At 43.2% G+C, this 19,109-nt stretch carries 21 protein-coding genes and 4 tRNA genes; 14 read left to right on the top strand and 11 right to left on the bottom strand.

The annotated features are described in order from the left end of the window. The 3 genes from PHF79_01345 to PHF79_01355 all read left to right on the top strand — a co-directional run. Positions 1–383 (top strand): class F sortase (locus PHF79_01345; GenBank protein MDD5318455.1); only part of this gene is annotated, 383 nt, incomplete at its 5' end. A gap of 24 nt (positions 384–407) precedes the next feature. Further along, entirely contained in the window at positions 408–905 is a 498-nt protein-coding gene (locus PHF79_01350) for a VOC family protein (protein ID MDD5318456.1), read from the top strand. Between the two features lie 530 nt (positions 906–1,435). Further along, complete coding sequence (locus PHF79_01355; protein ID MDD5318457.1) at positions 1,436–1,813, top strand: hypothetical protein; 378 nt, start codon at positions 1,436–1,438, stop codon at positions 1,811–1,813. Here PHF79_01355 and PHF79_01360 read toward each other — a convergent pair. Next, complete coding sequence (locus tag PHF79_01360; protein ID MDD5318458.1) at positions 1,787–2,242, bottom strand: VOC family protein; 456 nt, start codon at positions 2,240–2,242, stop codon at positions 1,787–1,789. The genes PHF79_01355 and PHF79_01360 overlap by 27 nt on opposite strands. 173 nt (positions 2,243–2,415) lie before the next feature. Continuing rightward, positions 2,416–3,279 (bottom strand): hypothetical protein, encoded by an 864-nt coding sequence (locus tag PHF79_01365; GenBank protein MDD5318459.1) that lies wholly within the window; start codon positions 3,277–3,279, stop codon positions 2,416–2,418. A 133-nt stretch (positions 3,280–3,412) separates the two neighbouring features. On the opposite strand from PHF79_01365, the gene PHF79_01370 reads away from it, so the two are divergent. Further along, the gene (locus tag PHF79_01370) at positions 3,413–3,925 is read left to right on the top strand and encodes a hypothetical protein (protein ID MDD5318460.1); all 513 of its coding nucleotides are present in this window, start codon (positions 3,413–3,415) and stop codon (positions 3,923–3,925) included. Positions 3,926–4,001: 76 nt separating this feature from the next. Here the strand turns inward: PHF79_01370 and PHF79_01375 are convergent, their stop codons facing one another. Together PHF79_01375 and PHF79_01380 are read right to left on the bottom strand one after the other, a co-directional pair. Continuing rightward, positions 4,002–4,652 (bottom strand): hypothetical protein, encoded by a 651-nt coding sequence (locus PHF79_01375; GenBank protein MDD5318461.1) that lies wholly within the window; start codon positions 4,650–4,652, stop codon positions 4,002–4,004. 162 nt (positions 4,653–4,814) lie between these two features. Then, positions 4,815–5,195 carry a VOC family protein gene (locus PHF79_01380; GenBank protein ID MDD5318462.1) on the bottom strand — a complete coding sequence of 127 codons (381 nt, stop codon included), beginning with the start codon at positions 5,193–5,195 and terminating at the stop codon, positions 4,815–4,817. Between the two features lie 98 nt (positions 5,196–5,293). Between PHF79_01380 and PHF79_01385 the strand changes: the two genes are divergently transcribed. The 10 genes from PHF79_01385 to PHF79_01430 all read left to right on the top strand — a co-directional run bounded on the left by PHF79_01385 (position 5,294) and on the right by PHF79_01430 (position 11,941). After that, positions 5,294–5,911, top strand: a complete 618-nt coding sequence (locus tag PHF79_01385) for a hypothetical protein (protein ID MDD5318463.1) — start codon at positions 5,294–5,296, stop codon at positions 5,909–5,911. 60 nt (positions 5,912–5,971) lie between these two features. Beyond that, positions 5,972–6,047 (top strand) — tRNA-Cys (locus PHF79_01390). Between the two features lie 2 nt (positions 6,048–6,049). Beyond that, positions 6,050–6,135: transfer RNA gene (locus PHF79_01395), tRNA-Leu, on the top strand. A gap of 38 nt (positions 6,136–6,173) precedes the next feature. Continuing rightward, a tRNA-Lys gene (locus PHF79_01400) sits at positions 6,174–6,246 on the top strand. A gap of 37 nt (positions 6,247–6,283) precedes the next feature. Next, a tRNA-Leu gene (locus PHF79_01405) sits at positions 6,284–6,368 on the top strand. Between the two features lie 487 nt (positions 6,369–6,855). Further along, positions 6,856–8,352: a HAMP domain-containing sensor histidine kinase gene (locus PHF79_01410; GenBank protein MDD5318464.1), complete on the top strand. Its 1,497-nt coding sequence runs from the start codon at positions 6,856–6,858 to the stop codon at positions 8,350–8,352. Between the two features lie 4 nt (positions 8,353–8,356). Next, positions 8,357–10,090: a hypothetical protein gene (locus PHF79_01415; GenBank protein MDD5318465.1), complete on the top strand. Its 1,734-nt coding sequence runs from the start codon at positions 8,357–8,359 to the stop codon at positions 10,088–10,090. 21 nt (positions 10,091–10,111) lie between these two features. Beyond that, entirely contained in the window at positions 10,112–10,570 is a 459-nt protein-coding gene (locus tag PHF79_01420) for a disulfide oxidoreductase (protein MDD5318466.1), read from the top strand. A 36-nt stretch (positions 10,571–10,606) separates the two neighbouring features. Further along, positions 10,607–11,299: a thioredoxin domain-containing protein gene (locus PHF79_01425; protein ID MDD5318467.1), complete on the top strand. Its 693-nt coding sequence runs from the start codon at positions 10,607–10,609 to the stop codon at positions 11,297–11,299. Positions 11,300–11,326: 27 nt separating this feature from the next. After that, on the top strand, positions 11,327–11,941 hold the full coding sequence (locus tag PHF79_01430; protein ID MDD5318468.1) for a DedA family protein: 615 nt from the start codon (positions 11,327–11,329) through the stop codon (positions 11,939–11,941). 44 nt (positions 11,942–11,985) lie between these two features. Here the strand turns inward: PHF79_01430 and PHF79_01435 are convergent, their stop codons facing one another. From PHF79_01435 to PHF79_01465, 7 genes are all read right to left on the bottom strand, one after another. Beyond that, the gene (locus PHF79_01435; GenBank protein MDD5318469.1) at positions 11,986–13,680 is read right to left on the bottom strand and encodes a lipid II flippase MurJ; all 1,695 of its coding nucleotides are present in this window, start codon (positions 13,678–13,680) and stop codon (positions 11,986–11,988) included. 646 nt (positions 13,681–14,326) lie between these two features. Further along, entirely contained in the window at positions 14,327–14,737 is a 411-nt protein-coding gene (locus PHF79_01440; protein MDD5318470.1) for a DUF1761 domain-containing protein, read from the bottom strand. A gap of 33 nt (positions 14,738–14,770) precedes the next feature. Further along, positions 14,771–15,091: a hypothetical protein gene (locus tag PHF79_01445; protein ID MDD5318471.1), complete on the bottom strand. Its 321-nt coding sequence runs from the start codon at positions 15,089–15,091 to the stop codon at positions 14,771–14,773. Between the two features lie 160 nt (positions 15,092–15,251). After that, complete coding sequence (locus tag PHF79_01450) at positions 15,252–17,654, bottom strand: ATP cone domain-containing protein (protein ID MDD5318472.1); 2,403 nt, start codon at positions 17,652–17,654, stop codon at positions 15,252–15,254. 169 nt (positions 17,655–17,823) lie between these two features. Beyond that, complete coding sequence (locus tag PHF79_01455) at positions 17,824–18,303, bottom strand: DUF192 domain-containing protein (GenBank protein MDD5318473.1); 480 nt, start codon at positions 18,301–18,303, stop codon at positions 17,824–17,826. Then, the gene (locus PHF79_01460; GenBank protein MDD5318474.1) at positions 18,293–18,754 is read right to left on the bottom strand and encodes a hypothetical protein; all 462 of its coding nucleotides are present in this window, start codon (positions 18,752–18,754) and stop codon (positions 18,293–18,295) included. Before PHF79_01460 ends, PHF79_01455 begins: the two co-directional genes overlap by 11 nt. A 15-nt stretch (positions 18,755–18,769) precedes the next feature. Further along, positions 18,770–19,109 (bottom strand): hypothetical protein (locus tag PHF79_01465; protein ID MDD5318475.1); only part of this gene is annotated, 340 nt, incomplete at its 5' end.

Raw genomic sequence — 19,109 nt, forward strand, 5'->3', positions numbered from 1 at the left:
GAGTGACTAGTAGCGGCAATATGTCGACTCCACACAATTTTACCGATGTAGGGTGGTATAAATACGGGACTGCCCCAGGAATGACAGGGAGTGCTGTGATTGCGGGTCATTTGGATAACGGATTCTCACTAGCCGGAGTGTTTGAGCATCTGGCTGATTTAAAACCTGGAGATGATGTATCCATAGTGACGGCAGATAACAAGCTCCTTCACTTTACAGTGATAGAAAGCGACACTTACCCCTACCAAGTGGTACCTCTCCAAAGAATCTTCAACCAGAGTGACGGGTCATACCTCAATTTAATTACCTGCCAAGGCCAATGGACAGCGGACTACACCACGTATGACCATCGCTTGGTGGTTTACACAAAGCTAGCCAGTTAATTATTAATTTAACCTTAAAAACTTATGAAAAATCTTGATCAAAAAATCACACCATTTTTATGGTTTGACACACAAGCTGAAGAGGCCGCGGAGTTTTATGTTTCTATCTTTAAAAATTCTAAGGTTGGCGACATTAGCCGCTACAGCAAGGAGGCCGCTGAGGCTTCGGGAAAACCAGAGGGATCGGTAATGGTGATTTCATTCGAGCTTGAGGGCCAAAAATTTACAGCTATAAACGGAGGTCCCCAATTTAAGTTCAGCGGGGCAGTTTCTTTTCTGGTGAATTGTACAACCCAGGATGAAGTTGACTGGTTTTGGGACAAGCTTTCCGAGGGCGGGGAAAAGGGACAGTGTGGCTGGATCAATCGAGACAAATTTGGGGTGACTTGGCAAATAGTACCTGAAGCCCTTGGCGAGCTCATGAGTGATCCTGATCCGGAAAAATCCGCTCGGGTCATGCAGGCTATGCTCAAAATGACTAAAATCAACATAGCGGAGCTAGAAAAGGCGTACGAAGGATAATCCTGGCCTGACTACATCTATTTACAATTTATTTTTTTAATGTATTATATTTCCCAGATTTAGGTGGTTTATATACCACAACAACGAAAGACAATTGCATATGTCCTATACTCTATCGTGGCTTACTACTTACGGCTTGTTATGGTTCGGCCTGGCCATTCTCGGCGCAGTTTGTTCCATTGATTCAGCCAGAAGAACACTGAGACACGAGGTCTTGAGATCGTTCTTCATAAAAAATGCGAGCAGTGACGCCCAAAAAGCACTTGCTCACGCCTCAAAGGCCAGCAACGAATCCTACCTTAATGGGGTCTTGGCAAACATTTTTATATGGCCGTTATCCATAATAAATTGGGTTTTCGTATTCACCATAGTATTATGGGAAAAGCTAAAAACACCGAAACCCTGATCAGGGTGCTCATCGCAAAATACCCACCCAACAGGGCCCGCCGTCTGCATGAGGTGGGCTTTTGTTTTGGATATTTTTTAGGGTTATAATAGTACAGTAGGTTTTACCCACTAATTATAACCATATGAACATCACTGTTGTGATTGCGCAGGCGTTAGGAATTGTTTTTTCTGTATTAGGTTTGTCTATATTGGTCAACAAAAAGGGTCTGGTTTCATTCATTGAAGAATCAGGTCAGAGTCGGGGCATGGTGTGGTTTTCCGGGATTAGCGCTTTAATGATAGGGGCTATTATTGTGGCCCTCAACAATATTTGGAGTTCTGGACTACAATTGTTTATTACTATCATCGGCTGGATCGCTTTGATCAAAGGAATCTTTATCCTCTTTTTTCCAAACCTCACGGTTTTACTTTACGAAAAAATGAATCGCTATGGTGTCCTTATTTTTGGCGGCATCTTTACTCTTGTGATAGGTTTAATTCTCCTTTACAACGGTTTTTAGATTGTAGTCATAGCTAATCATCCACCAGATACCAAATTTATCCTGCAACATTCCGAAATAAGCGCCCCAGAAAGTTTTTTCGAGGGCCATTTCTACCTTTCCGCCAGCCGCCAATCTGCCAAAGATTTCGTCTGCCTCTTTCTCACTTTCGGTGCTGATTGAGAGGTTGAAATTGTCTCCTATTTTTATAGGGTGCCCCATCGATGCAATAGAGTCACTAGCCATGAGTACATTTTCTTTTCCGATAGGTAGAGAAATGTGCATTATTTTTTCCTTATCACTTTCAGAAAACTTATCAGCATTTGGTAAATCCTTTACATCCTTATAGCGCTGGAGGTAGGCAAACTCACCCCCAAAGACTGACTTGTAAAAGTTAAAAGCCTCCTCTGCATTGCCTGGAAAATTTAGATATGGGTTTATTTTAAGCATATTATTACACTATTATTAGTTATTAATGTTAGGCTTATAAAAGACTTTATCGACCTACCCTCTTATACAAATCCTGGCACCTAATCTTTCCTTCATGCGTGACGAGATAAAAGAAAAACGCACCCCTTGTCAAAGTGATGCGTTTTTTTGGTTTTTTCCTCATAGATCAGCCGTCACGACTGTGGAACGACTGTCCACTTGTCCGTCTGGCTGAGGCGTTCGTAGATCCGGATGTACGAGTTTGTCTTCTCTGACCGAATACTCTGACGCAATAACCTTTGGGCCAAGCTGAGCTCCGGAAGAACCTCGCTATCGAGGGACATTGCGAGAAATCGGTAAAGGTCAGGACCGACTTTGAATGAGGTCTTCTCGATGAGCAATTGCTTAGTCAGCTCGTAGAGGGCCCTCATGTTTACATTCATCGAGGTTGTTTTTTGAAAACGCTCGAAGAAACGCTGGATCTCTGACATGGCCTGACTGGCCATGTCCCCCCGCACGATGGTCATACTGTTGACCATGGCTACCACCCGGCGCAAACCATCAGCACTGGTAAAGCTGATCTGGGAGCTGAGCCTTCCCCTTTCGTCCACCAGCCTTGGAAAGACATGTCGATTGAGGCAATCTTCCCTATCTTGAGAAGCTCTGACCACGGTGGCGTTGAGAGCAAAGACCTGTGTGACAATCTCGTCGATTGCTTTGACATCATTGGTCTGTTGCTCCATCAGCATAGTACGCTCGGTGCCGAGCCTGATCAAAACTTCCTGAATATCCTTTGCGTGCCTTCTGAAGGCATCTCTTTCTTTGGTGAGCTCAGTGCTTTTGGCAGACCACCCCTGAATTTTTTCTTTCAGGTTGGCCTCTTTCTTGGTGCCGTGGGTTTTGATCTTGGTTATTTGCTCGACGGCTTTCAAGAAACCGCCGTATCCCTTTGCCCACTTTTTCCTGGCTTTTTCTTCGCCTTGGTTGGTTTTTTTGAGCTCGTTTCTCTGCCCATTGATTTCGTGCTCCAAAGTCCGAATCCGGCTTTTGAATTTCATATGTCTTCTCCTTAATGTTCAGTCCTAGGGCCATAATACAAGGATAAAGAAAAAAGTCGAGCCCCAGTTGACTAGCAAAAAATAATCAAGTCTATTATGATTAGTAAAGAATAACAAATAGAAAGGGGTGCAAATGCCACTACCAGATAAAAACCCCAAATCCACGACCAGGAGATTGAGTCTGCGAGACCCAAGACTCGTGCGCGAGGATGAGGAAATGTTGAAAAAACATTTAGGGCAAATGGTTTTGTCGGAGGGTTTAATGAAATTTCTTCATCAATGTGTCCAGGACACAGGGATCGAAAAAAAGATCAATATTCCATCTGGCCAGGCGGATGTCGCTGTAGCCATTATTCGAACGTCGGGCTTGGAAAAGAATGTCGGCCTGATTATCATCGATGAACTGCGCATCTTCTTTGATGGCAAAACCTTTGTCGAAAAGTGGAAGCTGGGCCTCAGCAAAGGGCGCATATGCATCCTGCAGATTTCGCTTGAAATCCACAAGGTGCATGTGAACAAGCCTCAGATCCGGGTAGAACTCCGTGCCACTAACGGAGCCGAAACCAAACAAATAGTCAGAGAGTATGACTTCTCCTTGCTGACGGACTCGCAGTCTCACAAGGAAAAGCCTCACCCTCTGGGTTAAAAACAGGCCCGTTTGCTTTACGCGCGGGTCTGTCTTCTTCGTTGCCGTTTTTGTTGCCGTTTTATCTGTTTGAAAATTAGTAGCTTGGAACCGAGGTCGGTGTTGGAATTTTAATTTGACTATTCATCATAGCTGACACGTCTACAAACTTTACTGTTGTAGGCAAAGTAAACCTAGACTGATCAACTGCCCAGTCTGTACACTTATAATCCGTCTGGGCATCCAGGCTCACTCCTGCATTACTTTGGGCCTGGACTTGACTCTGGGATTGATTTTGCGTGATCTGCTCAAAATTCATCTTTACCCCTTGATTAGCCTGGGCGCTAGACCAGAAATAGACGTCGTTCCCTTGGCGAACCATGTGTGAATCTATGGCCTTGCCAGAAGAGGCCGTTACCAAAGAGAAGTCTCCTCTCAGCATATTTGCTGAGAGGTAGACTGTACCTGAGGTTTGCCCTTGTGCTGTGGTCTGACTAAAAGTACACATCACATTTTTCCCTATAGCCAAAAGCCCTCGCAAACTCATCGGATTGCTTGACCCTACTGCTGCGGAGGTTGTAGAAGAGGCACCCAAAGTAGAGGTAGCGGTGGAATACATCGCTGGGTTATTTCCTTGGCCCGTGCTTTTGACGGAATAGTAAACTCCACCACCGACAATCAAGGCAACCACAATAATAAGTATCACTCCCAACAAACCAAAGCCTTTACTTAGATTTTTATATTTCATATATTAATAATTAGTAACGAGTAAATGGAACAAATTATACGAATAAAGAGTTCCGACCTTTACTCAATCATATGACTATTTTGTCAATACGCAAGAGCCGAACAGCAATTAAAAATAAATACCCTCAGAATAATGAGGGTTTTATTTATATTTCTAGGCTGTTCATTTTTTAGCCGGTTGAAAAAGTCCGAGACGATTGCCGTCTACGTCCTTAAATTGGGCGTAAAAACCCATGCCATCCATTGACTCCTTGGGAAGGACTATACTACCGCCAGCGACCATTATTTTGTCTATGATGTCATCAATGTCTTCGACAGAAACAACCACTGTTGGACCCTCTGTGCGGGGGCCACGTTTTTGGATTCCCCCATTGATGGCACCTTGCTGTAGTGACATTCCTTTTTCATTGCTTTTGGCTGCAATGACACTGACATAGTTTTCATCCCAAGGCTTAAAATTCCAACCAAAAACTGCTGAGTAAAAATCCTGAGCTTCAACAAGATCTTCTGCAGGAATCTCAAAATGAGCGACTATATTTTTCATAAATTTATGATTAGTTTAATAAAAATTTGGGACCTTTATACCCGTATAATACCCCTTACCTGAAAATTTATTTCAAGAGTTTGTGTTAAAATGGCCTAATGAAAGATTTTGGTTTGACTAAGAGAGAATTCAACATTCTCAATAAATTAAGCACCCCTGAAAAGATCCAGGATTTTCTCGAAACTTTAGCGTATAACTTCGAAAAAAAGGGCGAAACCTACATGTCTCCACGACGAGTCTTGTCCGAAAAAAAAGCCCATTGCCTCGAGGGAGCCCTCCTGGCTGGGCTGGCCCTCTGGATCCACGGTAAAAAACCTCTTTTACTTGACCTCAAAACCACTCCGTCAGACGGAGACCACATCATTGCTCTCTATAGACAAAACGGTTATTGGGGCGCTATTAGTAAAACCAACCACGCCTGCCTGCGTTTTCGCGATCCTATCTACCGAAATATACGTGAGCTAGTGGCCTCATATTTTCATGAATATTTTCTGAATAAAAATGGGGAGAAGACCTTGAGAAGCTATTCAAGGCCCTTTGATCTACGTCAGCTTGGCACCGACTGGATTACTACAGACAAAGACCTTTGGGATATTGCCTATACTCTTGATGAAATCACTCACCACCCTCTTTTTCCAAAATCGCAGGAAAAATTTATCCGGAAGGCAGATAAATTTGAGAGACGTGCTGGGACTCTGACAGAGTGGCAACCTTAGAAGATTTCTGCTATTCTACTGTTACTCGTCGGGTTCAGCTCAGGGACTGATCCCCCGAATGGCGCAGTGGCGAAGTGGTTAACGCAGCAGTTTGCAAAACTGACATGCGCCGGTTCGATTCCGGCCTGCGCCTCCAATGCCCAGGTGGTGAAATGGTATACACGGAGGACTTAAAATCCTCTGACCTTTAAAAAGTCGTGTGGGTTCGAGTCCCACCCTGGGCACCGGCGACAAAATTTGGTATAAATAGCAAAATTGATATCCACCCATAGCTCAGTTGGTAGAGCGGCTCCCTCTTAAGGAGATGGTCGTAGGTTCGACTCCTACTGGGTGGACACGTGAGTACAGAAAGGAAACTGTGCCCGTACAAATGCCGGGGTGGCGAAATTGGCAGACGCACTTGCCTTAGGAGCAAGCGGAGTAATCCATGGAGGTTCAAGTCCTCTCCCCGGCACCAAGAAAAGAGACACGACTCATGTCGTGTCTCTTTTCTTGGTGGCTGTTGAGTTGAGGAGAGGACTTGAAAGCCGGACTGAGCGAAGGCGAAGGAGGCGGGGTCGCGGGCGAGCACACCAGTGCGAGACCTGTGACCAAGTCTGCTTTGCAAGAAAAGACACTTATTGACACTTTCTCACAAAACTTTTCTTTCAAAAAAATTGATTTTCCCTTGAGCTTATCTTCAGCCTCAAAAGATTATACTCTTCACTGAATACAGGTGCTGTCGAACACATTGTATTCACCCTTTATTGTGTGGATAGAGGTTAAAAGGTAAAATTGTCATGTCACATATTATCAAACAGCTTTTAGTCGATCCCTCAATCAGATCGGCACCACAAAATGTGGTCCCCACTCGCTCTACTGATCAATTCACTCCCTGGAACTAAGCTTATAAGCTAGATATCCAAACCGTGGATTACTTTAGAAATGAGTACGGTATACCGCCTATGACAGAACAGCTCAGCACCACCAATCATCAGCCTCTGCGCGAAGCGGCTTATGAAAAAGTTTTGTTGCGGATGAAATGCTTCATGCGCGGTTTTTACCGTTTGTGTTTTGAATCTCGGTCTTTAGATGAGGACAAACGTCGTAAGGGATTCATCTTAAATGTGATCCTGTTCTCACTTTCAAGTTTCCTTGTAGTGCTCAGCCTTCTGGATCTGTTAACCTATGTAGAAGAAGGGCCCAGATTTATTGGCATTCCACCTCTCTTTTTTATTGGTTTTACTTGTCTATTTTGTTTTTTGTATTTGCTGGCTCGCAAAGGTTATCTCTTTGTGTCATACGTTTTTATTGGACTTTACACCATAGCTATCACTTACGGAGCCTACACCTGGGGAGGAGATCTGCCTTCTGTCTTGCTCAACTACGCACTAGTTATCTTTATTACTAGCATTGTGATCAGCCCACGCGTCGGCCTTTGGCTTACTGCAGGCATTATATCCATGCTTTGTATTATTGGATACTATCAGAGCACCGATCTGATCCTCGTGGACGCTAGCTGGAAAAACGAAATCTTTGGGACTGATGATCAGTTGGAGTATGCGGCCACTCTCGCAGTCATTGCCATCCTATCTTGGCTTTCAAATAGAGAAATTGAGAGGTCGCTCAGACGTGCCAGGAAATCAGAAAAAGATTTGAAACAGGAAAGGGATCAGCTCGAGGTGACGGTCAAACAACGAACTGATGAAGTCCAAAGGCTCCAAAATGAAAAACTGGTGGAAATATATAAATTTGTCGAATTCGGGAGGCTCTCTGCCGGCCTTTTTCATGACTTGATGAGTCCCCTGACAGCCCTGTCTCTCAGCGCTCAGCAAATATCAGAAAATCAATCGGATAATAAAATCGAAGATTTGTCTTTTCACATAGACAATGCCAGAAGGACAGGTAAAAAGATTGAGGATTATGTCAATGCCTGTCGTCAGCACATTCACACAAAAGAAACTACGTCGATGTTCGAGATTGCGACAGAAATAGAAAGAGCGCTCCTGATGTTACGCTACAGTGCCCTTGAAGCTAAAGTCGAAATAATCTTTAAAAAGCCAGTGTGTGAAATGCTTTTTTGTGGAAACTCAATAAAATTTTACCAAATAATGATAAACCTTATTTCGAATGCTATTGAGGGCTGCAAGATGAAGATTGGCGACGAGCCAAAAAATGTCTTTATAGAAACCTGTCTAAACAAATCGGCGAAAACTATTACCGTGTCAGTCAAAGACAATGGAACCGGTGTCCCCGAGGAATTATCCGAAAAAATATTTGAACCTTTTTTCTCTACCAAAAGTCTCTCTTCAAAATCCAGTGGTGGCTGTGGCCTAGGCCTAGCAACTACCAAGCATGTTATTGAAAAAGATTTTGGCGGTAACATCAAGGTGGCAACAATAGGCCCAAACAACCCATTTGGAGCTATATTTATCTGCACCCTTCCCTTAAAAAATTATTAAAGAGATGAAAACAAAAGAACGTGTACACAATGCCATATCGGCAGGGCTTGTTCAGCTTGCCTCGCGCCAACGAGCTGACGGTGGTTTTGGACCAGTAGTTTTTTCCGCCGCTTTAATAGCAAATTGCCTCGGTGAATTTCCTGACGATAGAGCAAAAAAGATATGTGATGGAACCTGCGTATTTTTACTTGATCAGAAAAGGGCAGAATCCTCATGGAATTACCAAGTGAAATCCGACAAGCAGCACCGTGCCTATCCTGAGCTGATTTCCTATCCAGACGATTTAGACGACACTTCTCGTGCTTTTTTGGCTTTGGCCAAAACTCAATCCATCAAGGAAGCCGACTGGGCCTGGTTTGTTCATCATCTCACTGATAATGAAACGGCTCCTGGTGGACCATACTGCACTTGGCTTAATGTAGATAAAGAAAAATGGTCGGATATCGACCCTGTGGTCAATAGCGCCATAGCTGAGACCTTGGCTATCATTAATATCGATACTCCTGGCCTCACAAAATATTTGGAAGATATCTTGGAAAAATCACTGACCGGTTCGGACCCATCATCCTCTTCATTTTCTTCAAACTACTATCATCTGCCATATTTTTTCTGGTGGAGTATGTCTAGATGGTACAGGGGTGAAAAGAAGGATTTGTTTGTCAAACAGCTTACAAAAATATTTATAAATGTCCATGACAAAACATGGCAAGCGCTTTTGGCGAGCAGCCTGATCCGTCTCGGCGGCATAGGAGCTGTAACGGAAAGATTTATATTAGATCTATGTAAGCAAATTGAGGAAAAACTGTACCAGCTCCAAAATACTGATTTGTACATTGAAAAGATAGACTCCTGTAACGAGACGACTTATGCTCACTCAGACGATGTTACCTTGGCCATCAAGCTTGAGGGTTTATTTTTATACGCAAGCAACACAGATCAAAGAGAAAAAATCCATCAAGAAATTGTGGGCCGCGTCAAAAGAAACAAAAGTTTTACTGAGGCTTTGGACCTCGTCCTTCTCCACGATGCCAATCACTCTATAACTCTTTTGCCCTACGATACTCTTTACCAGCTGATTGATCCAAATTTAATTAAAACTCACCACCTTGAGAGAGCCGGGGCCTTGGGTGCGGCCTCCCTTTTGGGCTGGATCGCTCACAGAATATATGATGATATTTTTGACGATGGACACAAAACCCAGCTGCTTCACGTTGCTAGGCTGGCTGAAAACTATGCTCGACAGGCATACGGTGCGGCGTACTCCTCACTTTATGATTCATATGTATCGCGGATGATCACAGCGGAAATAAGCAATGGATTGTCTCTAAAATATCTAGCCGAAAAATCAATCGGGCATAGTCTCAGCGTACGCTTAATGTGCGACTATTTGACCAATGAGCTTGGGGAAAAAACCACAGCCAGGCTGACAGAGCAGCTGGATTTATTTTTTTACCATTATTTAATAGCCAGGCAACTCTGCGATGATGCTCATGATCAAGAAGAAGACGCCCGTCGCGGTAAAATGACTTTGTTTGCAAAAATAACTGATCCGGACCAAGCTGTAGCTCTGATAAAAAAACATCTTTATCTTGCTGACCAAGCTCTATCAGATCGGCGCCTTTATCATCTAAAAAAACTCCTGCAGCCCTTGATCTCCGGGATTGAAAGCGTAAAAATCGACAATGAAAAAAAGATTCCCTTCTTGTGTCACTACACCCAAGACTTCCCTTTCAGTTGATTTTTTTATACAATAGCCCGTATGCCTACATATATAAAGCAACTGCCTGCCTCTTATTGGCTCTACAAGGCCTGGATCGTCAGTATTTTAGCTATGCTTGGAAGCCTCTATTTTAGTGAAATCCTTAAGTTTGCCCCTTGTGTGCTCTGTTGGTACCAGCGCATCGCCATCTATCCTTTAGTCGCCATCCTGGCCGTCGGTATCCTCAAAAAAGACCGTGGGGTTCATTTTTATGCCCTCCCTCTTGCTATTTTTGGCTTGATCGTCTCAATTTATCAAAACCTTTTATATTGGAACATTATTCCAGAAAATCTAGCGCCCTGTGTGGCAGGCGTTTCCTGCACTACTCGCTATATTGAATATTTTGGTTTTATTACCATCCCCCTACTAGCGCTCGTGGCTCTAGTCATCATTATCTTTTCGCTTTTTATGTTTCGTTACCGCACACAGATGGAAACATCCGTCGATTCTAAAATTTAATGGTTCAAGGATTAAAAAAACCTTAATATATAAAACATGAAACAAGAAATAAAAGTGGTCATAGGCATCATTATCGGCACAATTATTATTATCATCGGGGGTTTGTGGATTGCTAGTAGCACCCAAAAACCAACAGGCTTGGCCTCGGGAGCCAAAGCCGACTCAAAAATCCTGATCCGTGCTGGCTCTCCTCTCATTAGTGGCAGCTCAACTAGCTTGTCAGTCGGAGATGAAGCTTCTTCAAGCGTCGTCACTCTCGTTGAATTTGCAGATTTTGAATGTCCAGCTTGTATGGTTTTTGCACCAACCCTGAGACAGGCTATTGCTCATTACGGTTCAAAAGTCCAGCTCATTTTCCGCACTTTTCCTATCCATCCAAATGCGCCCGCAGACTCCCTCGCTGCTCTCGCCGCTGGCGATCAGGGAAAATTCTGGGAAATGTATGATCTTCTTTATAAAAATCAAAACGAATGGACGGCCTACGGAGCAAATAAGACCGCCCTTTTTGCTAGCTATGCCACGTCCTTGGGTCTTGATATCAATAAATTTAATGCGGACCTAAAAAGCGCAGCCAACAAAGCTACGGTAGATCAGGACACCGCTGATGGAAACGCCCTCGGGGTTGACCGGACCCCTTCACTTTTTATCGATGGAACCTTGGTCACTGGGGCCATAAGCTATGAAACACTGACTTCGCTCATTGACGCAGAGCTAGCAAAAAATAAATAAAAAAATAGTATACTAAAGGTTACTATTATGTTCCAGACCATACTACATTTTTTAAACCCTGAGTATATTATTGGTCTTTTTGGTGTCTTGGGGGTCTGGCTCGCAATTTTTATGGAGTCTGGGATTCTGCTAGGGATTGTCCTTCCTGGCGATTCTCTGCTCTTTACGGCTGGACTTTTAGCTTCTCAGGGATTGCTTCAAATTTGGCCCTTAGTAATTGGAAGTATCGCAGCCGCCATCATCGGAGATTCTGTAGGATATAGCATTGGTAAAAAAGCGGGAAAAGTCCTATTTGAAAGAAAAGAAACTTTCTATTTTCGCAAAGAGTACGTAGATCGGGCTCATGTTTTTTTTGAAAAATATGGTGCACGAGCCGTCCTCTTGGCTCGCTTTGTCCCAATTGTAAGAACGCTGATTCCCCCACTCGCGGGCATCAGCTCCATGCCCTACAAAACTTTTATCAGATGGAATGTCCTTGGAGGGATTATTTGGACGGCTGGAGTCTCTCTCATAGGCTACACCCTTGGATCTACCATCCCAGGCATTGATCATTACATCACTCCTATCATTCTAGTTATTATTCTTGTCTCATTTATTCCTGCCATCATTTCATTTTATCCCAAAAAAGAAAACCGCCGCTAGCAAGAATTCGTCCGTGCTCCGGGAATGTACTGACTATTTATACTTTATGAAATATCCACTTTCTCCGGTTCTGGCACAACAATCTTGTCTTTTTTAATGCGAGAGAAGCGAACTTGCAAAGACTGAATCAATTCTTCCAACTCTGGATTTCTGAGGAGCTTCAAGATGAATAGGCCCACTGCGATGCCAAAAACCCCGCCAGTAAGGCCCTGTGAGAAAACGCCCATGAGTGTGTCGTCGTTAAACCACGGAGCCGAAATACCCAGTCCAATATAGGCTGCAAACCCCATAATTACAGCCCCGGCAAAACTGTGGAAAAATGTCACCGTCAAAGGTTTGGCTGACGAAGAAAAATCCTTGGCAAACATAAACCAAAAGACGATGGCGTTTATGATAGTCCCTATCGAAAAGCCAAGCGGCAGCATAAGCACAATAGACCCTGGAATATGCTCAATTTTAAATAAACTTTCAATAAAAAAGGCGAAAACCGGTACGTCCGTAAAAAGCTTCATAAAAACATACGGCAGTGTAATCGTCAAAACAGAGGATATGAGGTTGACCATCAAGGGTTTGGTAGTTTTTCCGGCGGCGTAATAAGCTCGAATAAAAAGAATCTCTAGCCCTTGAGCCACCAAAGAAACCGTAAAGAGAGCCAGGCAGGCAGCCGTTAGACGGGTGTCGTTCCAACTGAAATGTCCCGAACCCAAAATGACACGTACAATCTGGGCTCTTAAAACCACGAACAGGGCTGTGACCGGCAAGGAGAGAAAGATGATCTGACGAGCAGCCACATTCATATGTTCCAGAAATTTTTCTCTCTCACCTCTACAAAAAAGAGCCGACAATGTTGGGAAGGCGGCAGAAGCATAACTCACTCCTATGATAGCCAGGGGTACCGACTGGAGATTGAGGGAAAAATTGAAAACAGCAATAGAACCACTACTCATGAGCGAGGCAAAAGAAGTGATAAAGATGGATTCTATACTGACAGCAGACAGAGTTATCGTGCGGGGAACGGACAACATCATGATTTTGAATAATTTCTTCCTATCAAATTTTAGCCTGAAGCGCGGAACAAAACCCTTTTGCCAAACAAAAGGAATTTGAATTAAAAAATGCGCGATTCCCCCGAGAACCACTCCGGCCACAACGCCCTTGATCCCATAGTACGGGGACAAAAAAATAATGCCAAAAATGATCATGGCATTGTAAAAGACAGGACTGAGAGCGTAAATAAAAAATCGCTTGTACATTTGGGTGACAATGCCAAGCAGATTTGAAATACCTAGACAGATTGGCTGGATGAGTAAAATGCGAGACAAGCTAGCCACATCAGCCGCTTCTTTGAGGCTAGCCCCTGGTAAAAGAATGTTCGTCAATTTGGGAAGAAAAATATAGGCAATGACACTGACCACTATCATCATGATCATAAAGCTAGTAAAAAGAGCGTCAAAAAAATCTTTGGTTTCCTCTTTTTTATCCTCTATCATCCCTGAAAAAAAAGGAATTAAAACTGAAATGGAAACCAAGGAAGCGATGGAAAGATAGATCAGATCCGGTACCCGGAAAGCTGCGTAGTATACATCCAAAGTCTGGCCAGCTCCGAAATTGTGAGCGAGCAAACGATCTCGAATCAAAGCCAAAAACTGAGAGGCCAACGCAAAAAAACCGAGGAGAAAAGCGGCTTGATGCACGCCGCTTATTTCTTTATTTAAAGTTTTAAAAATGTTCCTGACCATGTTTTAGAAGAAGAGGATATTGTACTCGTTAGTATAGCAAAAAAGGCTGTTTTAGACATGTTTTGACCCTTGCTTTAATATAAAAAATGTGGTTAGATTGGGTTGTTGCATATCAGACAGTCGCTCGTATTGCTGGATCATTTTTTGGTTTTAAGGAATATGAGAGGAAAGTCCGAACACTCCCCTTTTCACTTCGGTGAATTGGGAGACGAGTAGCGGGTAACTCCCGCACGGAGCAATCCGCGAGGTGCGAGCAGAGACGCCGGGATCGAAAGTGAACGGCACCCAAAAGTTTAAGAAAATTTATTTTCCTAAACTTTTGGGTGAGCCCTTCCGAAATGAAGGGGTGAAACGGCAAAATCCTTACCCGAGTGCAAGGCCGTGCTTGTGTGCGCCGCTTCGGTGGTGTGTGCAAGAGTGCCGCTTGATGTACCGAGCAATCGGCTACACAGATAAATGACTGTCGGCAAGACGCAAGTCTTGTTACAGAATTCGGCTTATAGGTATACAACAACATCAAAATAGCTAGAAGTACTTTCCGGAGCACGGATAAATCTTTGCTAAGATTTTCCTCGAGCTCGCGCCGTCGCGCTCGCTAGTCTCCGTCAAGTACTTCTAGCTATTTTGCTAGTTACTGTTTATTGGATTATCTCCAAATACTGAGAATGAGGCCGAAGATAATGAACATGACGAGCTGGTAGCCTGCCTGGATCAAAAAACGGCTCCATTTTATTTTTTTAGAGTCGTTGTTCCACATTGAGGCTCCAGCGACTGTTGGCATGACAAAAGCCAACCAAATCAAGAAAGCATTTTGAACGCCTGAAAAATTCCTGAACGTGTTTACATAAAAAGCAAGAATAAAGACCTGTAATAAAGTTAAAACAAACTGAATAATATAAAGCTTCATGGACGCCTTCTGCATTTTTTTGCGTTCCTCAATATCTCCAGCATCACGAACAGCAATTTTCATCCATTTTTTGCCAAAGAGCGGCCCATACCATACCCCTCCTACCACCATCGCAATCACCGCACAAACAAGGACAATAAGTAATGTCATAATTTTAATTTAAGAATATCTTTAATAATTATTTTATTCATCTACCAAGGTATCTAAAAAATTTAACTTTTGATCTATTTCACCTACTAAAAGCTCATCTCCTGACCGCACGGCCTCTCTCCTACTTTCATGAAGGAGGTCGTGGGCCCTTTTATAATACTGTGCAACAACAAGTATATCAAATGCCTCGAGTGGAATTCTAAATTTATCTACCTCAGGTTTATCCCCTTCTCTTGCAATCCAAATATATACTTCATTTATTGTATTTTCTTCGACGGGTGCATTTTCCAAAAAACCAACCAGCATCTCCTTTGTCATTGCAGGCCCTTCTAGATTCTCGTATTTATTGAACATACAATAATGTTACTACACAAAAGCAGAGAATAAAAATAGACAAAATAAAATTCCACAAGTACTTGAAGGGACGTCGCGGAGGACGACGGTCCGAGCGACACCAAAATCTTAGCAAAGATTTATGGGTGTCCCTGAAAGTACTTGTGGAATTTTATTTTGTCTATTTCTGCTCTTGCGCACTCATTGCCGACACCGCTGCGTCTTCAATCTCACAGACCCCACCGGCACAAGCAAGCTCTTTTTTAACATCCGTATTATCTACTTTTTCGTAAGCCACGATTTTTGAGAAATCAAGCTTGTCATATCGTTTCATGAGTTCTTTATACTGCTTTTCTGTAATCTCTTCATAAGGAGCAAGCTGGTACACATGGTTTGATCTAGGCAAGAATGAAAGGCCTCCGATAATGTCCCAGTTGGCGTAGAGCCAGTTGGCCACTGCAATCCATTCATCTTCTCCAATGGAGACAGTCACCGATGGATTGTGCTCTGTGTAATTTAGCTTGACTACTTTCCAAAACTCAAGCTGCTCGATAGCCGACATGTCATCTTTAAAAATACTTCCTTTGGGAGATTGGACAGGAAAATCTACGACATAGGTAGTAGCATTATCCATGTTTTGCCCAATTTCTGCATGGTAAGGAACCCCTTGATCTTTCAACATTTTAAAGACAGCATCCGTAGCAGAGATGCGCACACGACGAATATAGTACTGAGAGTGTCGAGGGTGCATACCTGATGAACAGTCTACTGTCTGAGAAAGATTGCCTGAAGGTTTTACAGTAGTAATAGCGGCAGACGGGTTGATACCAAAACGCTTTGCATAAATCTTGTTTACATTGATAGCCTCTGCACGGAGAGCTCGAAGAACTTCTGGCTTGCGAGCAGTTGGGCTATCCCACATACCCGTAATAGACACGCCGAGTAACCTTTCAGCCTCACAATTCTTTTTCCATTCAGGAGAAAGATAAATAAAATTGCTAAATGTCGCCTGATACGTACCCAGAATGGTAGCGATGCGAATCTTGCGCATGAGATCCTTTTCGGTGTCAGTGTGTCGAGCTACAATCTCAGAAAGGTTGCAGAACTGCTTGGGTCGAAGAATGATTTCGCCGCAAGGATTGGTCCCAAATTTGTTTATATATTCCCCAGCCATAGCCACACGTCGAGCTGGCATAGAAGTAGGCAACCCTCCACGGTTGAAAATACCTCTCTCGCCAGATCCGCTCTTGACCAAAGAGATCCACTCTTCTAAGAACTCAGTGTTAGTTGGCTTTTTGGTGTAGACTGCCGAGTTGTTGGCCAAAGAGCGTTGAGGTTCTGAGATATAAAACTGACCTTTTTTAGCATCTCGTATCTTTTCATCGTCTAAATCAGACAAAGAAATAAGAGCTGTACGGCGAACTCCTCCAGAAACCACCCCCATACCGATCATGCAAACAATATCGTGTACGTCTAGGTTGGAAAGGTGCTGTCCTTGGCGAGCCAAGATCTTTGATCTAGTAAAATCATGAATCTGGCGCAAAGGATCTGGACCAGAGCTTTTGCCCCCAGTCGTCTTGAGACGAGCCCCTGCTGGTCGAAGCAATGAATAGTCGAATTTGACATCATTACCCATGAACCATTGTTCCATACCAAAAGCAAAAGAATCTGCCCAACCTTCACGACTATCTCCAACAGTATGTTCAACCACCTTTCCTGTCTGATATTTAATCTGAGGAAGTGACTGAGCACTATAACTCTCAGCTGAAAAGCCTACTCCACAACCTGACATTGAAAGAAACATAATCTCAGCAAAATCCTGAAACGACTGAGGTGCCGTGAAAGAACAGTTGTAAGCACATGAATGGTTTTTGCGAGCAGCAGGTCCAGCGAATTGAAGCAAACGCATTGATGGCATAGCCTCATGTTTGAAAATAGCCTCACGGACTTCTTTGTACTCAGATTCTTTGAGCTTGCTTCCCAAATTTTCTCTCATGAATGAAATGTAGCGATCAACTGTCTCTACCCAAGTCTCGCGGCGACCCTCTTCTTCGATCCAGCGCGAGTAAGTACGATAATAAATAAATTCTCCGAGAGGATTGCGAAAAGATTTTTTACTCTCAGCCGCAAGACGTTTTACTTTTTCTGGAATTTCAAAATGCTTTTCACGCTGCTTGGCGTGCTCAGCGCGATAAAGAATGTATGATTTGGCCGTCTTGACGTACTCACTTAGGATAAGCTCTTTTTCCACTGAATCTTGAATCCCCTCCACCGTAGGAATGAAATTGCTGTATTTTTTAGCAATACGTACAACATCCGCATACACTTTGTTGGCCACCAGCTCGGCTTCTTCTTCTGAGCCTTCACCCGTAGAAAGCATGGCTTTATGTATAGCGTTAGCTATGCGGTCTATATCAAAGGAAACTATAGAGCCATTGCGTTTCTGGATACTTTTGACCAAGCTGTGCTTTGCGTTTAGAATGGTTTCCTTATTTTCTACCTTTTTAACATCTGTGACGGTCTTTACTTTTGCTTCTGCTTTTACCTTTGAAACTTTTTTTGGTGCTGCTTTTTTTGAAGCCATATGAGCTAAGTTATGTTGTCGTATTCGACTTTTTTCTAATAATTTTATATCTACATTCTACTCCAATTTCAATAAACTAAAAACAATTTATACCCAGAATTAACACATGAGAATAAAAAAAGGCGGCTGTGAAGATAGCCGCCGAATCAGCCCTCACTTATTACTTTTTTTAGATATTATTTTGGAAAAAAAATTTATCTCCAATTTTTAGGTGATTTTTTTCACTTTCCCCTGCCAAGATTTCAACTACATACTTTGAGGGCGCCTGTGGATAAAAGATTTGGGGATATGTGGAGGTGGAAACATCAGCTGCAATGGTGACAATCGAGCCCCGGTCGTCGAGCCAGAGAATGTCGATTGAAAAAAGCATGTCCTTCATCCAAAAACCATATTGATCTGGATGATCAAAGACAAAAAGCATACCCTGGCCTGGGGAGAGTGCAACTCTCCCCCCCAATCCTTTTTGGCGTAGGGCATCCGTATCAGCAACATCAAAAGTAAACCCCAAAGAATCAATATGGGCTTGTATTGTAGAGACGGATTGAGTTTCTGGCTTTTTACCTGTTTTGTCCTTTAGGCCCACATAAAAGACAGCAGCTGCCGCGCTGACCAATATAAAAAAAATAATTAAATATCTTCTAAAGGACATATTTCTTACCTATGGGATGCAGGTGGGCGGCGATACCAATAGCCACAGCCACTACCACCAGATTTTTAATAATATACTGACCCTCGAGAGTGGGAACCATAAAAGATGTCCAGGTCAGTGTCGACAAAAAGATCAGAGGCAGCACAGTCGCAAACATGTGAAAGAAAAGGATAGGGATAGCTATCCTTTCCAATCCCTTGATTAAGAACAAAATACCTATAACCATTTCTAAAACTCCGAACAAAACGACAAAGGTGTCTGGCATCATGAGAGTATTCATGAAGGGTATGGTGTGATCAAGAAGGTCTTTGACCATGCTCCCTGCTGGACTAAGACCCAGTACCTTCAAAATACCAAACCAAAAAAAGATGACGAAGATAGAAAAACGCGCCAACGGCTCCGAAATCTCTTTAAAAAAACTAATGAAACGGATATCTAGATTGCGAAGCATTTGAGTATGAGTGGATTAGACTTTTTTCCAAGGATTTTTCTCCGAAAGTAAAGTGTAGGTCCAGAAACCAACCAAAGACCCGACCACTGGTCCAAGTATGTACATAGCATTGAAAGAATAGATAGAAAAAGCCACTGCAGGATTGAGAACCCCGTTGCTTCCAAGCAGAGAGGCAATCAAAGTGCCCATAAAAAGAGAGGCGCCGATCACTATTCCACTCATCATAGTATTGGCCTTGCCATAGACCACAGAAGCGATACCAAAGCTAAAGAAGAAGGCTCCTATAGCTTCAGCCATACCAATACCTAAGCCGTTACCTACCACTAAAGGGGGTAAATTGGTGGCACGGGTAATG

The sequence above is a fragment of the Candidatus Paceibacterota bacterium genome (genome assembly GCA_028714275.1).
Lineage (GTDB): Bacteria > Patescibacteriota > Minisyncoccia > Phycocordibacterales > CAINVO01 > CAINVO01.

Bases quoted from the DNA above. Each gene is read 5' to 3' on its own strand.
- PHF79_01375 (MDD5318461.1), bottom strand. From the start codon at position 4,652: ATGAAATATAAAAATCTAAGTAAAGGCTTTGGTTTGTTGGGAGTGATA.
- PHF79_01425 (MDD5318467.1), top strand. From the start codon at position 10,607: ATGAAACAAGAAATAAAAGTGGTCATAGGCATCATTATCGGCACAATT.
- PHF79_01440 (MDD5318470.1), bottom strand. From the start codon at position 14,737: ATGACATTACTTATTGTCCTTGTTTGTGCGGTGATTGCGATGGTGGTA.
- PHF79_01420 (MDD5318466.1), top strand. From the start codon at position 10,112: ATGCCTACATATATAAAGCAACTGCCTGCCTCTTATTGGCTCTACAAG.
- PHF79_01445 (MDD5318471.1), bottom strand. From the start codon at position 15,091: ATGTTCAATAAATACGAGAATCTAGAAGGGCCTGCAATGACAAAGGAG.
- PHF79_01385 (MDD5318463.1), top strand. From the start codon at position 5,294: ATGAAAGATTTTGGTTTGACTAAGAGAGAATTCAACATTCTCAATAAA.
- PHF79_01410 (MDD5318464.1), top strand. From the start codon at position 6,856: ATGACAGAACAGCTCAGCACCACCAATCATCAGCCTCTGCGCGAAGCG.
- PHF79_01430 (MDD5318468.1), top strand. From the start codon at position 11,327: ATGTTCCAGACCATACTACATTTTTTAAACCCTGAGTATATTATTGGT.
- PHF79_01355 (MDD5318457.1), top strand. From the start codon at position 1,436: ATGAACATCACTGTTGTGATTGCGCAGGCGTTAGGAATTGTTTTTTCT.
- PHF79_01360 (MDD5318458.1), bottom strand. From the start codon at position 2,242: ATGCTTAAAATAAACCCATATCTAAATTTTCCAGGCAATGCAGAGGAG.
- PHF79_01370 (MDD5318460.1), top strand. From the start codon at position 3,413: ATGCCACTACCAGATAAAAACCCCAAATCCACGACCAGGAGATTGAGT.
- PHF79_01450 (MDD5318472.1), bottom strand. From the start codon at position 17,654: ATGGCTTCAAAAAAAGCAGCACCAAAAAAAGTTTCAAAGGTAAAAGCA.
- PHF79_01460 (MDD5318474.1), bottom strand. From the start codon at position 18,754: ATGCTTCGCAATCTAGATATCCGTTTCATTAGTTTTTTTAAAGAGATT.
- PHF79_01380 (MDD5318462.1), bottom strand. From the start codon at position 5,195: ATGAAAAATATAGTCGCTCATTTTGAGATTCCTGCAGAAGATCTTGTT.
- PHF79_01365 (MDD5318459.1), bottom strand. From the start codon at position 3,279: ATGAAATTCAAAAGCCGGATTCGGACTTTGGAGCACGAAATCAATGGG.
- PHF79_01415 (MDD5318465.1), top strand. From the start codon at position 8,357: ATGAAAACAAAAGAACGTGTACACAATGCCATATCGGCAGGGCTTGTT.
- PHF79_01455 (MDD5318473.1), bottom strand. From the start codon at position 18,303: ATGTCCTTTAGAAGATATTTAATTATTTTTTTTATATTGGTCAGCGCG.
- PHF79_01435 (MDD5318469.1), bottom strand. From the start codon at position 13,680: ATGGTCAGGAACATTTTTAAAACTTTAAATAAAGAAATAAGCGGCGTG.
- PHF79_01350 (MDD5318456.1), top strand. From the start codon at position 408: ATGAAAAATCTTGATCAAAAAATCACACCATTTTTATGGTTTGACACA.